At 55.3% G+C, this 14,677-nt stretch carries 11 protein-coding genes; 7 read left to right on the top strand and 4 right to left on the bottom strand.

Features of this window, described 5'->3' with window-relative positions; genetic code table 11:
- Window positions 1–384: 384 nt before the first annotated feature.
- The 3 genes from nrdA to yfaE all read left to right on the top strand — a co-directional run bounded on the left by nrdA (window position 385) and on the right by yfaE (window position 4,158).
- Complete coding sequence (gene nrdA / locus OGX80_RS17770) at window positions 385–2,670, top strand: class 1a ribonucleoside-diphosphate reductase subunit alpha (protein ID WP_012131522.1); 2,286 nt, start codon at window positions 385–387, stop codon at window positions 2,668–2,670.
- Between the two features lie 103 nt (window positions 2,671–2,773).
- The gene (nrdB, locus tag OGX80_RS17765; protein WP_012131521.1) at window positions 2,774–3,904 is read left to right on the top strand and encodes a class Ia ribonucleoside-diphosphate reductase subunit beta; all 1,131 of its coding nucleotides are present in this window, start codon (window positions 2,774–2,776) and stop codon (window positions 3,902–3,904) included.
- The gene (yfaE, locus tag OGX80_RS17760) at window positions 3,904–4,158 is read left to right on the top strand and encodes a class I ribonucleotide reductase maintenance protein YfaE (protein WP_012131520.1); all 255 of its coding nucleotides are present in this window, start codon (window positions 3,904–3,906) and stop codon (window positions 4,156–4,158) included. The genes nrdB and yfaE overlap by 1 nt, the downstream gene beginning before the upstream one ends.
- Before the next feature lie 72 nt (window positions 4,159–4,230).
- Here the strand turns inward: yfaE and glpQ are convergent, their stop codons facing one another.
- Window positions 4,231–5,301 (bottom strand): glycerophosphodiester phosphodiesterase, encoded by a 1,071-nt coding sequence (gene glpQ, locus OGX80_RS17755; protein WP_047462378.1) that lies wholly within the window; start codon window positions 5,299–5,301, stop codon window positions 4,231–4,233.
- Between the two features lie 4 nt (window positions 5,302–5,305).
- On the bottom strand, window positions 5,306–6,664 hold the full coding sequence (gene glpT, locus OGX80_RS17750; protein WP_047462375.1) for a glycerol-3-phosphate transporter: 1,359 nt from the start codon (window positions 6,662–6,664) through the stop codon (window positions 5,306–5,308).
- Window positions 6,665–6,937: 273 nt separating this feature from the next.
- On the opposite strand from glpT, the gene glpA reads away from it, so the two are divergent.
- Genes glpA through glpC form a run of 3 tightly spaced genes read left to right on the top strand, consistent with a single transcriptional unit; the run spans window position 6,938 to window position 11,002 of the window.
- A complete protein-coding gene (gene glpA, locus OGX80_RS17745) occupies window positions 6,938–8,566 on the top strand; it encodes an anaerobic glycerol-3-phosphate dehydrogenase subunit A (protein ID WP_114848246.1) in 1,629 nt (542 codons plus the stop codon).
- Window positions 8,556–9,815 carry a glycerol-3-phosphate dehydrogenase subunit GlpB gene (gene glpB, locus OGX80_RS17740; RefSeq protein WP_047462373.1) on the top strand — a complete coding sequence of 420 codons (1,260 nt, stop codon included), beginning with the start codon at window positions 8,556–8,558 and terminating at the stop codon, window positions 9,813–9,815. The genes glpA and glpB overlap by 11 nt, the downstream gene beginning before the upstream one ends.
- Window positions 9,812–11,002: an anaerobic glycerol-3-phosphate dehydrogenase subunit GlpC gene (glpC, locus tag OGX80_RS17735; protein WP_058667751.1), complete on the top strand. Its 1,191-nt coding sequence runs from the start codon at window positions 9,812–9,814 to the stop codon at window positions 11,000–11,002. Before glpB ends, glpC begins: the two co-directional genes overlap by 4 nt.
- Before the next feature lie 63 nt (window positions 11,003–11,065).
- On the opposite strand, the gene OGX80_RS17730 is transcribed toward glpC, so the two are convergent.
- Entirely contained in the window at window positions 11,066–12,262 is a 1,197-nt protein-coding gene (locus OGX80_RS17730; protein ID WP_012131514.1) for a nicotinamide mononucleotide deamidase-related protein YfaY, read from the bottom strand.
- A 136-nt stretch (window positions 12,263–12,398) separates the two neighbouring features.
- On the bottom strand, window positions 12,399–12,941 hold the full coding sequence (locus tag OGX80_RS17725; RefSeq protein WP_047462367.1) for a YfaZ family protein: 543 nt from the start codon (window positions 12,939–12,941) through the stop codon (window positions 12,399–12,401).
- Between the two features lie 272 nt (window positions 12,942–13,213).
- Between OGX80_RS17725 and OGX80_RS17720 the strand changes: the two genes are divergently transcribed.
- Entirely contained in the window at window positions 13,214–14,662 is a 1,449-nt protein-coding gene (locus tag OGX80_RS17720) for a catalase (protein WP_047462365.1), read from the top strand.
- The last annotated feature ends 15 nt before the right edge of the window (window positions 14,663–14,677 follow it).

Genomic DNA, 14,677 nt, shown 5'->3' with positions numbered 1-14,677 from the left:
GGCGCGCAGCTTTCGGGCCTACGTATCGCCTACCAATCCTGAGTAGGATCGTCAGGGCAATTTTTGCGCCAGATCATAGGAACTTTTCCTGCCTTAGATGAAGAAATCAGCACTCGATCAAATTTTCATTTTTTTTTATGAATTATTGACATGCCCTCCAGGCCTTATAAGACGCGCACTTAGCGATTATCACCCTTTTGCAACCTCAATTTAACCTCAAAATCAACTCTTGTACTGAAAAGAATCCCTACTAGAATACTCACCATATAGCGTTTCATTTATCAGTTACCCCCTATATATAGTATTTATCCACAGACTTAGTCACAACGTGGCATTGTGGATAAACGGGGGATATTTTTTCTTTCACGGACAGGTAAAACCCACATGAATCAGAGTCTGCTGGTGACAAAGCGTGATGGTCGTACTGAACGCATCAATCTCGACAAAATCCATCGAGTTCTGGATTGGGCGGCAGAAGGACTGAATAACGTATCCATCTCCCAGGTTGAACTGCGTTCTCATATCCAGTTCTACGACGGTATCAAGACGTCCGATATCCATGAGACCATCATTAAGGCCGCTGCCGACCTGATCTCCCGCGATGCGCCGGATTATCAGTACCTGGCCGCGCGCCTGGCGATTTTCCACCTGCGTAAAAAGGCTTACGGCGAGTTCGAACCGCCAGCGCTTTACGATCATGTAGTGAAAATGGTTGAGCTGGGTAAATACGACAATCATCTGCTGGAAGACTACACGGAAGAAGAGTTCAAGCAGATGGATTCGTTCATCGTACACGACCGTGATATGACCTTCTCCTACGCTGCCGTTAAGCAGCTGGAAGGTAAATACCTGGTACAGAACCGTGTAACCGGCGAGATTTATGAAAGCGCGCAGTTCCTTTATATTCTGGTTGCCGCTTGCCTGTTCTCTAACTATCCGCGTGAAACCCGTCTCGACTACGTGAAACGTTTCTACGATGCGGTTTCTACATTCAAAATTTCTCTGCCGACGCCAATCATGTCCGGCGTGCGCACCCCGACTCGTCAGTTCAGCTCCTGCGTGCTGATCGAGTGCGGCGACAGCCTGGACTCCATTAACGCCACCTCCAGCGCGATCGTGAAATATGTTTCTCAGCGTGCCGGTATCGGCATCAACGCCGGTCGTATTCGCGCGCTGGGTAGCCCGATTCGCGGCGGCGAAGCGTTCCACACCGGCTGTATTCCGTTCTACAAACACTTCCAGACGGCGGTGAAATCCTGCTCTCAGGGCGGCGTACGCGGCGGTGCGGCGACGCTGTTCTACCCGATGTGGCATCTGGAAGTGGAAAGCCTGCTGGTACTGAAGAACAACCGCGGCGTGGAAGGCAACCGCGTGCGTCACATGGACTACGGCGTACAGATCAACAAGCTGATGTACACCCGCCTGCTGAAAGGTGAAGACATCACCCTGTTCAGCCCGTCCGACGTTCCGGGTCTGTACGACGCTTTCTTCGCCGATCAGGACGAGTTCGAGCGTCTGTACACCAAATACGAAAAAGACGACAGCATTCGTAAGCAGCGCGTGAAAGCCGTGGATCTGTTCTCGCTGATGATGCAGGAACGCGCATCAACTGGCCGTATCTACATTCAGAACGTGGATCACTGCAACACCCACAGCCCGTTTGATGCGCAGGTTGCGCCGGTACGCCAGTCCAACCTGTGCCTGGAAATCGCCCTGCCGACCAAACCGCTGATGGACGTTAACGACGAAAACGGTGAAATCGCGCTGTGTACGCTTTCCGCCTTCAACCTGGGCGCAATTAACAGCCTGGATGAGCTGGAAGAGCTGGCGGTGCTGGCGGTACGCGCGCTGGATGCGCTGCTGGATTACCAGGATTACCCTATTCCGGCGGCTAAACGCGGCGCAATGGGCCGCCGTACGCTGGGTATCGGCGTGATTAACTACGCTTACTATCTGGCGAAACACGGCGTGCGTTACTCTGACGGCAGCGCGAACAACCTGACGCACAAAACGTTTGAAGCCATTCAGTACTATCTGCTGAAGGCCTCTAACGAGCTGGCGAAAGAGCAAGGCGCATGCCCGTGGTTTAATGAAACCACTTACGCTCAGGGCATTCTGCCGATCGACACCTACAAAAAAGATCTGGATGCGATCGCCAACGAAGCGCTGCACTACAACTGGGAAGCGCTTCGTGAGTCCATCAAAACGCACGGTCTGCGTAACTCCACGCTTTCCGCCCTGATGCCGTCTGAGACCTCTTCGCAGATCTCCAACGCCACTAACGGTATTGAACCGCCGCGCGGCCATGTCAGCATCAAAGCGTCGAAAGATGGCGTACTGCGCCAGGTGGTGCCGGATTACGAAGGGCTGAAAGACCGCTATGAGCTGCTGTGGGAAATGCCGAGCAACGACGGCTACCTGCAACTGGTCGGTATCATGCAGAAATTCATCGATCAGGCGATTTCCGCTAACACCAACTACGATCCGACGCGCTTCCCGTCTGGTAAAGTACCGATGCAGCAATTGCTGAAAGATCTGCTCACCGCCTATAAATTTGGCGTGAAAACCCTGTACTATCACAACACCCGTGACGGTGCGGAAGATGCGCAGGACGATCTGGTGCCGTCTATTCAGGACGATGGCTGCGAAAGCGGCGCATGTAAGATCTAAGTTATTTTTGCCGGGTAGCGCTACGCTTACCCGGCCTACGGTTTTGTAGGCCCGGCAAACTGAAGTGCCGCCGGGCGATACAATCTCAACAGGACTCACTTCAATGGCATACACCACTTTTTCACAGACGAAAAACGACCAACTCAAAGAGCCGATGTTCTTTGGCCAGCCGGTCAACGTGGCACGCTACGACCAGCAAAAATATGACATCTTCGAAAAACTGATCGAAAAACAACTCTCCTTCTTCTGGCGCCCGGAAGAAGTTGACGTTTCACGCGATCGTATCGATTTCCAGTCATTGCCGGAACACGAAAAACATATTTTCATCAGCAACCTGAAGTACCAGACGCTGCTGGACTCCATTCAGGGACGTAGCCCAAACGTGGCATTACTGCCGCTGATCTCCATCCCGGAGCTGGAAACCTGGGTAGAAACCTGGGCGTTTTCTGAGACGATCCATTCGCGCTCGTATACCCATATCATCCGCAACATCGTTAACGATCCGGCGGTGGTATTTGACGACATCGTCACCAACGAACAAATTCAGAAGCGCGCGGAAGGCATTTCTCACTACTACGATGAGCTGATTGAAATGACCAGCTACTGGCATCTGCTGGGGGAAGGTACGCACAACGTGAACGGCAAAACCGTCACCGTGAACCTGCGTGCGCTGAAAAAACAGCTCTACCTGTGCCTGATGAGCGTTAACGCGCTGGAAGCGATTCGTTTCTACGTCAGCTTCGCCTGCTCCTTCGCTTTCGCGGAACGTAAGCTGATGGAAGGTAACGCCAAAATCATCCGTCTGATTGCCCGCGACGAAGCGCTGCACCTGACCGGCACGCAGCATATGCTGAACCTGCTGCGTAGCGGCATAGACGATCCAGAAATGGCGGAAATCGCCGAAGAGAGCAAGCAGGCGTGCTATGACCTGTTTGTACAGGCCGCGCAGCAAGAAAAAGAGTGGGCGGATTACCTGTTCCGCGACGGTTCCATGATCGGCCTGAACAAAGATATTCTGTGCCAGTACGTCGAGTACATCACCAATATCCGTATGCAGGCGGTCGGCCTGGAGCTGCCGTTCCAGACGCGCTCCAACCCGATCCCGTGGATCAACACCTGGCTGGTTTCCGATAACGTCCAGGTGGCGCCGCAGGAAGTGGAAGTCAGTTCTTACCTGGTCGGCCAGATTGACTCGGAAGTTGATACCGACGATCTGAGTAATTTCCAGCTCTGATGGGACGCGTGACGCTACGTCTTTCCGGCACCGAAGTGCTGTGTCGGGAAGAACACCCTTCTCTGCTGGTGGCGCTTGAGGCGCATCAGGTTGAAGTGGAGTATCAGTGTCGTGCGGGCTATTGCGGCTCCTGCCGCTGCCGTCTGGTCGCAGGCCAGGTTGACTGGCTGACCGAACCGCTGGCTTTTATCAGCGAAGGGGAAATTTTGCCCTGCTGTTGCAGGGCAAAAGGCGATATTGAGATAGAGATGTAGCCTTGTCGGGTGGCGCTTACGCTTACCCGACCAGTTCACAGGCCGGGTAAGGCGAAGCCGCCACCCGGCTTTTTAGTGCTTATCCTTCAAAAACACCACCGCTTTATCCGGGAAATCGGTGAACAATCCATCCACACCCGCCTTGTTATACAGGATGTCATAAAGCTGATTAACATCCGTGGCGTAGTCAGGAAGCTGATCGGCGCGTACGGTGTAAGGGTGTACCACCATATTGTTCTGCTGCGCCTCTTTCACCATGCCGGTCAGCGTGATATGCCCGACCTTCGATTTTTCATCAATCAGCATATGGTAGTCCGGGCCGATCCCGTCAGCATAGCTGGCGATTTCTTTCATCGCGCCAGGCTTGAACATCCAGTCGTAGTTATAGTTAACCCAACTGCCGTCCGGCTGTTTTTGCTGAGTTTCATTCCAGTCGGTGTACGCAATCAACTGCACCAGATTGAGATCCATCCCCCTCTTCGGTTCCAGCTCATTCTTAATGCGCTTCAGCTCCGCGGCATCGAAACACTGCAAATAAACGTTATCTTTTTTACCGGTATAACCATACTTTTTCAGCACATCCAGCGTCTTAGCCGCAATATCCTTCCCTTCCTGATGATGGAACCACGGCGCTTTGATTTCTGGATAAATACCGATATTTTTTCCGGTCGAATGATTCAGCCCCTGAACAAACTCAATCTCTTCCTCAAAGGTATGCACGCGGAAATCTGATTTTCCCATCGGGAAACGGCCAGGGTAAGTCTGTACTTTCTTGCCGTTCTCAATATCAAAACCTTCGGTGAACTTCAGGGATTTAATTTCATCCAGTGTGAAATCAATGGCGTAGTAACGCCCGTCCTTGCGGGCGCGATTCGGAAAACGTTCGGCAACGTCGGTAACCCGGTCAAGGTAGTGGTCATGCAGGACGACCAGATGGTCGTCCTTCGTCATCACTAAATCCTGCTCCAGATAATCGGCGCCCTGCGCATACGCCATCGCTTTCGCTGGCAGTGTGTGCTCCGGCAGATAGCCGCTGGCGCCACGGTGCGCAATCACGATTTTATCCGCAGCGATTGCCGCGCTGCTCACGACCATACCCGCCAACATCAATGCCACGCTAAGATTTTTCAGTGTCGTCTTCATTCACTTAAGCTCCGTTGCGTTTCAACATCAGCTCTTCATGGTGGCGTTTTTCGCCAATCATCACGATAATCAGCAGGATAACCGCCAGAACGCTGCCGCCGATCATCACCATGAAGCCGCCGTCCCAGCCGAAGAAGTCAACGGTATAGCCAACAATGGCGCTCGCCGCGACGGAACCGCCGAGATAACCAAACAGGCCGGTGAAGCCCGCCGCCGTACCTGCCGCTTTTTTCGGCGCCAGTTCCAGCGCGTGCAGACCAATCAGCATGACCGGGCCATAAATCAGGAAGCCGATAACGATCATACAGGCCATATCCACGGTCGGATTTCCTGGAGGGTTCAGCCAGTAAACAACTGTGGCAATGGTCACCAGCGTCATAAAGAACACGCCCGTTGCGCCACGGTTGCCACGGAACACTTTATCCGACATCCAGCCGCACAGCAGCGTACCCGGGATACCGGCATATTCGTACAAGAAATACGCCCAGGACGATTTATCCAGCGCAAAGTGTTTCACTTCTCTCAGGTAGGTCGGCGACCAGTCGAGGATGCCGTAACGCAGCAGGTAAACGAACACGTTAGCAATCGCGATGTACCACAACAGTTTGTTCGGCAGCACGTACTGCATAAAGATCTGTTTTGCAGTCAGCTCTTCTTCCGCTTTTTCGTTGTAATCATCCGGGTAGTCGTTTTTGTACTCTTCAATCGGCGGCAGACCGCAGGACTGCGGCGTATCGCGCATCAGCGCGAAAGCGAAAATCGCCACCAGGATCGCACCAAACGCCGGCATGTAGAGCGCGGCTTTCCAGTCATTAAACCAGGCCATCCCCAGCAGGAACAGCAGCGGAGGAATACCGCCGCCAACGTTATGCGCGCAGTTCCAGACGGAGACGATACCGCCACGTTCTTTCTGTGACCACCAGTGCACCATTGTACGACCGCACGGCGGCCACCCCATTCCCTGGAACCAGCCGCAGAGGAACAGCAGCACGAACATCACGGCAATGCTGGACGTGGCCCACGGCACAAAGCCCATAAACAACATCACGGCCGCCGCCAGAATCAACCCTGCGGGCAGGAAAACGCGCGGATTCGAGCGGTCGGAGACCGACCCCATGATAAATTTCGAAAAACCATAGGCGATGGAGATCCCGGACAGCGCAAAACCCAGATCGCCGCGCGAGAATCCCTGCTCTACCAGGTAAGGCATCGCCAGCGCAAAGTTCTTACGCACCAGATAGTAAGCGGCATAACCAAAGAAAATCCCCAGGAAAATCTGCCAGCGCAGCCGACGATATGTCGGATCAATCTCCGCTGCTGGCAAGCGCGTTTTATGTTGCGCAGGTTTAAAAATACTTAACATATGTAGCCTCCGTGGCCGTGTCTTATTAGAGGTAAACACCGCAGTTCGTTTAACTAACCAACCTCGCTGCTCCCAGTGTGGGCGCGATGTTAAGTAAAGATACCTGTCGTTAATGTGAATTACAGCACAGATTGTTACACATTTATGACAAATGTTCAGAAAAGCGCACGAAATCACGTTTCATTTTCGAATCATGAGCGATTATGCGCGAAATCAAACAAACCATGCTTTTTATGTGGCTAAATGATAAAAAACGAACTGTGAGGGATAACCATGAAAACTCGCGACTCGCAAACAAGTGACGTGATTATCATTGGTGGGGGAGCCACAGGCGCAGGGATCGCCCGAGACTGTGCGCTACGCGGATTGCGCGTTATCTTAGTTGAGCGCCACGATATCGCGACCGGCGCAACCGGCCGTAACCACGGCCTGCTGCATAGCGGCGCCCGCTATGCCGTTACCGACGCGGAGTCTGCCCGCGAATGCATCAGCGAAAACCAGATTCTGAAACGGATCGCCCGCCACTGCATTGAGCCAACGGACGGTCTGTTCATTACCTTGCCGGAAGACGAATTATCCTTCCAGGCCACCTTTATTCGCGCCTGCGAAGAGGCGGGTATTCGCGCCGAAGCGATTGATCCGCAACAGGCGCGGCTGATCGAACCGGCCGTCAATCCGCAGCTGATTGGCGCGGTGAAAGTGCCTGACGGCACTGTCGATCCCTTCCGGCTGACCGCCGCGAATATGCTGGATGCCAGAGAACATGGCGCAATCATTTTAACGGCGCATGAAGTCACCGGACTTATTCGCGAAGGCGCGACCATTTGCGGTGTGAACGTGCATAACCATCTCACAGGGGAAAGCCAATCGCTGCATGCGCCGGTCGTGGTGAATGCCGCAGGCATCTGGGGTCAGCGCATTGCGGAATACGCCGATCTGAGCATCCGCATGTTCCCGGCGAAAGGGTCGCTGCTGATTATGGATCATCGCATTAACCAGCATGTGATTAACCGCTGCCGCAAGCCGTCCGACGCCGATATTCTGGTGCCCGGCGATACCATCTCGCTCATCGGTACTACGTCGACCCACATTGATTACAACGAGATCGACAGCAACCGCGTCACTGCGGAAGAGGTTGATATTCTGCTGCGTGAAGGGGAAAAACTGGCACCGGTGATGGCGAAAACGCGCATTTTGCGCGCCTACTCGGGCGTGCGTCCGCTGGTCGCCAGCGATGACGATCCGAGCGGTCGTAATGTCAGCCGCGGCATTGTGCTGTTTGACCATGCTGCACGTGACGGGCTGGACGGGTTTATCACCATTACGGGCGGTAAGCTGATGACCTACCGCCTGATGGCGGAATGGGCAACCGACGCGGTATGCCGAAAACTGGGCAACACTCGCCCCTGCGTCACGGCGCAAACCGCCCTTCCCGGCTCGCAGGAACCCACGGAAAACACGCTTAAACGCGTGATCTCGCTGCCCGCCCCGCTACGCGGTTCCGCCGTCTATCGTCACGGCGATCGTACTCCGGCCTGGCTCAGCGAAGGTCGCCAGCACCGCAGCCTGGTCTGTGAATGCGAAGCGGTCACCGCAGGCGAAGTGCAGTACGCCGTCGAAAATTTAACCGTCAACAGCCTGCTGGATCTGCGCCGCCGTACCCGCGTAGGCATGGGCACATGTCAGGGAGAACTGTGCGCCTGCCGCGCCGCCGGGCTGCTGCAACGTTTTAATGTCACTACCGCCGCTCAGTCCATCACTCAGCTTTCTGCGTTCCTCAATGAACGCTGGAAAGGCGTACAGCCTGTCGCCTGGGGAGACGCGCTGCGCGAAAGCGAGTTCACGCGCTGGGTTTATCAGGGATTGTGCGGTCTGGAGAAGGAGCACCAGGATGAAATTTGATACGGTCATTATGGGTGGCGGTCTCGCCGGATTACTGTGTGGCCTGGAACTGCAAAAACACGGTTTGCGCTGTGCGATCGTCACTCGCGGCCAAAGCGCGCTGCACTTCTCCTCCGGCTCGCTGGATCTACTCAGCACCCTGCCGGACGGTCAGCCCGTCACAAATATCACTGAAGGTCTGAATGCGTTACGCGAACAAGCGCCGACGCACCCTTACACCACAATTGGCGCGTCAACCGTTCTGGAACTGGCGCAGCAGGCGCAAGCGTTGCTGGAAGCGTCTGGCGCGCATTTACAGGGCGATGTACAACAGTCGCATCTGCGCGTCACGCCGTTGGGAACATTGCGCGCCACCTGGCTAAGCTCGCCGGAAGTGCCCGTCTGGCCGCTAGCCGCGCAACGCATTTGCGTCGTCGGCATCAGCGGTTTACTGGACTTTCAGGCGCACCTCGCGGCGGCGTCGCTGCGTCAGCACCATCTCACGGTAGAGACGGCAGAGATCGACCTGCCTGAACTGGACGTATTACGCGATAACCCGACGGAGTTTCGTGCGGTGAATATTGCGCGTTTGCTCGATAACGAAGAAAAATGGCCGTTGCTCCACGACGCGCTCTTACCGATAGCAAAAACCTGCGACATGATCATCATGCCCGCCTGTTTCGGCCTGGCGGATGACAGCCTCTGGCGCTGGCTCAATGAACGCCTGCCCTGCTCACTGAATTTGCTGCCGACGCTGCCGCCTTCCGTGCCGGGCATTCGCCTGCATAATCGCTTGCAGCGCCAGTTTGTTCGTCAGGGCGGGATCTGGATGCCGGGCGACGAGGTGAAAAAAGTGACCTGCCGTAACGGCGTCGTGAGCGAAGTCTGGACCCGCAACCATGCCGACATTCCTCTGCGCCCGCGCTTTGCGGTACTCGCCAGCGGCAGCTTCTTCAGCAGCGGCCTGGTCGCCGAACGCGACGGTATTCGCGAACCCATTATGGGACTGGACGTTCAGCAAACGGCCACCCGCGCCGAATGGTATCAGCGTGATTTCTTTGATGCGCAACCCTGGCAGCAGTTTGGCGTCACGACCGATGATGCGCTGCGCCCCTCACTGGCGGGGCAGACCGTAGAAAATCTGTTTGCCATCGGCTCGGTGCTCGGCGGATTCGATCCGATAGCCCAGGGATGCGGAGGCGGCGTATGCGCGGTCAGCGCCTTACACGCCGCACGTCACATTGCAGAACGTGCAGGAGGTCAGCAATGAGCGATACGAGTTTCGAGAGTTGTATCAAATGCACGGTGTGCACCACCGCCTGCCCGGTCAGCCGGGTGAATCCTGGCTACCCAGGCCCCAAACAGGCAGGGCCGGACGGCGAGCGCCTGCGCCTGAAAGACGGCGCGCTGTACGACGATGCGCTGAAATACTGCATTAACTGCAAACGCTGCGAAGTGGCCTGCCCGTCAGACGTTAAAATTGGCGATATCATCCAGCGCGCGCGCGCCAGGTATGACACTTCGCGCCCGTCGCTGCGCAACTTTATCTTAAGCCACACCGATTTAATGGGCAGCGTCTCTACGCCGTTCGCCCCGGTCGTCAATACCGCGACGTCGCTGAAACCGGTTCGTCAGTTGCTCGACTATGCGTTGAAGATCGACCATCGCCGTACGCTGCCGAAATACTCCTTCGGCACCTTCCGCCGCTGGTATCGCAGCGTTGCGGCACAGCAGGCGCAGTACAAAGATCAGGTCGCCTTCTTCCACGGCTGCTTCGTCAATTACAACCATCCGCAGCTCGGTAAGGATTTAATTAACGTCCTGAACGCAATGGGCACCGGCGTGCAGTTGTTAAGTAAAGAGAAGTGTTGCGGCGTGCCGCTGATCGCCAACGGTTTTACCGATAAAGCGCGCAAGCAGGCGGTGAGCAATGTGGCGTCGCTCAGAGAAGCGATTGGCGTAAAAGGCATTCCGGTTATCGCAACCTCATCAACCTGCACCTTTGCCCTGCGTGATGAATACCCGGAAGTGCTGGACGTGGATAACAGCGGGCTGCGTGAGCATATCGAACTCGCGACCCGCTGGCTGTGGCGTAAGATCGATGCAGGCCAGACGCTGCCGCTGAAAAAATTACCGCTGAAGGTGGTTTACCATACGCCGTGTCATATGGAGAAGATGGGCTGGACGCTCTATACGCTGGAGTTGCTGCGCCAGATCCCGGGTCTGGAACTGACCGTGCTGGACTCCCAGTGCTGTGGGATTGCCGGAACCTACGGTTTTAAAAAGGAAAACTACCCCACCTCGCAATCCATCGGCGCTCCGCTGTTCCGCCAGATTGAAGAGAGCGGCGCGGATATTGTGGTGACCGACTGTGAAACCTGTAAGTGGCAAATTGAGATGTCGACAAGCAAACGCTGCGAACATCCGATTACCCTGCTTGCCCAGGCATTAGGTTAAGCGCGTTAACGTCTTATCGGGTCTGCAAACCACGGCAGGCCCGATAAGCGCAGCGCCATCAGGCTACAGGGTTAACGACTCCACCACCTCAATCCAGCCATGTTCACTGGCAATATCCTGACCGTTTAACCACCGACGCACCATATTCAGCGCCATCATGGCGCAAACTTCCTGCCGCACCGCCAGACTGTAGCGACTGGCGCTGAAATGCACGCGCAGGGCAAATGTCCCATCCGGCGTCGCCAGCGCGAAATTAAGGTGATCGTTTTCCAGCCCGGATACCGCCAGCGCCAGTCCGGCGTAGTGGTTGCTCCGTCGCTCTGTCGTCCAGTGCGCGGTCTGAGCCAGCGTCTCTTCCTGGGAAGGCACCACTTCGCTGGCAAGAATCGGCGCATTCGCACGGGAAAGCTGCAAAGCCAGCAGCCCGCTGGTGAACTGTTCGCTGAGCGTCAGGCTGAGCTGGCGCGTCTGCAAACAACGGGCGATTTGCGCAGGCAGTCCTTCCGTCCCTTCAAAAATCAGGTTCTGCCCTGCCACCCGCTTTACCTCCGGCCATAGCGCCAGCATCGCGTCCCGCTGCGCATCCGGGCCGGTGAGTTTCAGTTCAATAATCGGCATTGAAGAGCGATATCCCATCGTCACGCCCGCCGGTAGCGGCAGCGAATCGAGGCTCTGCGCCAGATCGCTTTCCGAACGTCCAAACGTAGTGAGTCGCAGACAAACCGGCGGTTCAGGAAGCGCAAAACGCGCACGCAGACGCGGCATAATTTCATGCTCGACCATCACCTTAAATTCAGACGGGACGCCCGGGGTAAAGAACATCAGGCAGCGATTTAGCTTCACCGCAAACCCACAGGCGGTGCCAACCGGGTTATTAATAAACTCGGCGCTGGCGGGCAGTTCTGCCTGCTTGCGGTTACTCGGCGCCATAACCCGCCCGCGCTCATGGAAAAAACGCTCCATCTCAGCCAGCCACGCGTCATGAAGCACCAGACCTTCACCTTTCGCCGTGGCGGCGGCCAGCGCGCTTAAATCATCGCTGGTCGGCCCCAGGCCGCCATTCACAATCAGCACATCAGCATGTTCGCTACGTTCGCGTAAAATGGCGACCAGCGCATCCAGATTATCTCCCACCGTATTTCGGCGTGATAACGGCAACCCCTGATTAAAGAAAAAATCGGCCAGCCAGGCGGCATTCGTGTCGACGATTTGCCCGTGCAACACTTCATCCCCGGTGGATAACATCTCCACGTTTAACATCGTGTTCTCCTGCTTCTATGATGAAAACACTATAACGCAAAGCCCGCTGGGGCGGAGTAAGAAACTCAGAGGAAACAAACCGGGAAAGAAGGCGATAGCATACAGGAAACGGCGCGACGGATGCCGCGCCCGAAAATCAGAAGCTGGCGTTAACGCCGACGTACGGGCCATCGGCAATCGCGTTGTCACGGTTGCCGTCTTTACCCGCCAGGTTCAGATAGCGATAGCCCGCTTCAATGCTCAGCGGACGCATAATGGTAAAGCGCGCTCCGGCATTGGCTTCTTCATAGCTGTCGATGCCGCTGGACAGTGAATCTGGAGAGTAGTAATACTCGCCAAACAGACGGAAGCTGTCGCCGATTTTCCACTGTAACCCGCCGCCTACCGCCGCCGCATAGCCTTCATCGCCGTCGTTCGGATTGGTATAAACGCCTTTCCCGCCGACCGTTGCCAGCAGCGGCCCAACCGGAATATTCAGGCCGAGCCCCACGCCGGCAGCGTCGCCGTCGTCGTCGTTATGCATCCAGTTGCCGCTCAACGCCAGCCCGGTGGATTCAGTACCGAAACCTACGCCAACGTTGGTGTAATCTTTACCCGCCTGGCCGCTAATGCTCATCGCATTCGCCGATGCAGAAGCGAACAACAGTCCGGCAACGCCTAATAAAATGCTTTTTTTCATTTTCACCCTTTCCAGCAAAGAAATAAACAAAAGACCCCAAAACCGCAGGATTGTACTGCCAGGCGCAACAGAATCAATGAGCTAAAAAAGCGATCTAATAACATATTGTAACTAAACACTACCTTTCAGGTTTATTAAACGTTACAAGAAGAGGCGTTTAGCGCAGCAGTCATTGCCCGAGATCAATATTTCATTCACAAATATTTTCTACATTAGTTTCCGAAATTAAACGGAAATTAAACATTTTTTCTAACGATCGTCGGGAGATAAAGATGAGCAAAAAAGGACTCACCACCGCAGCAGGCGTGCCTGTCGCCCATAATAACAACGTTGCAACCGCAGGCCCGCGCGGCCCCATGCTGCTACAGGACATCTGGTTCCTGGAAAAACTGGCCCACTTCGATCGTGAAGTGATCCCTGAGCGCCGTATGCATGCCAAAGGCTCAGGCGCGTACGGCACCTTCACCGTCACGCACGATATTTCACGTTACACTCGCGCAAAAATCTTTTCGGAGCCCGGTAAAAAAACGGATCTGTTCCTGCGTTTTTCCACCGTGGCGGGAGAGCGCGGCGCGGCGGATGCCGAGCGCGATATTCGCGGGTTTGCGATCAAGTTTTACACTGAAGAGGGCAACTGGGATCTGGTGGGTAACAACACGCCCGTTTTCTATCTGCGCGATCCGCTGAAATTCCCGGATCTGAACCATGTCGTGAAGCGCGACCCACGCACCAACCTGCGCAATCCGACCTACAAATGGGACTTTTTCTCTCATCTGCCGGAATCGCTGCACCAGTTAACTATCGACTTTAGCGACCGGGGTTTGCCTTTCTCTTACCGTACTATGCACGGTTTCGGTAGCCACACATTCAGCTTTATCAACAGCGACAACGAACGTTTCTGGGTGAAATTCCACCTGAAATCGCAGCAGGGCATCGCCAACCTGATGGATGACGAAGCGAAACGCCTGGTGGCGGACGATCGCGAAAGCTCTCAGCGCGACCTGTACAACGCCATTGAACAGGGCAACTTCCCCCGCTGGAAATTCTACGTGCAGATCATGCCGGAAGCCGAAGCCTCGCAGGTGCCGTACAACCCGTTTGATCTGACCAAAGTATGGCCGCACGGCGATTACCCGCTGATTGAAGTCGGCGTGCTGGAACTGAACCGCAACCCGGAAAACTATTTCTCCGAAGTGGAACAGGTGGCGATGAATCCGGCGAACGTCGTGCCGGGGATTAGCTTCTCCCCTGACCGTATGTTGCAGGGGCGTCTCTTCTCCTATGGCGATGCGCACCGCTATCGTCTGGGCGTTAACCATCAGCAGATCCCGGTCAACGCCCCGCGCTGCCCGTTCCATAACTACCATCGTGACGGCGCGATGCGGGTGGACGGCAACAGCGGCAACGGCCCAACCTATGAGCCAAACAGCTTTGGCGTCTTCCAGGAACAGCCTGATTTCAGCGAACCGCCGCTCTCTGTCGAAGGCGCTGCCGCGCACTGGGATCACCGGGAAGATACGGACTACTTCAGCCAGCCGCGTAAGCTGTATGAGTTGCTGAGTGATGAAGAACATCAGCGTATGTTCGCGCGCATCGCCGGCGACATGAAAGATGTGCCGGAATTTATTCAGCAGCGTCAGATTGGCTTGTTTAGCGAAGTTCATCCTGACTATGGCGCGGGCGTCGCCGCTGCCCTGCGGGCGTTAAAAGAAGCGAAATAACCGTTTCCACGGGAG

Source organism: Citrobacter sp. CK194 (genome assembly GCF_030333395.1).
Lineage (GTDB): Bacteria > Pseudomonadota > Gammaproteobacteria > Enterobacterales > Enterobacteriaceae > Citrobacter_B > Citrobacter_B koseri.
Note: the sequence above shows the minus strand (reverse complement) of the source record. Positions and strands in the feature narration are given on the sequence as shown.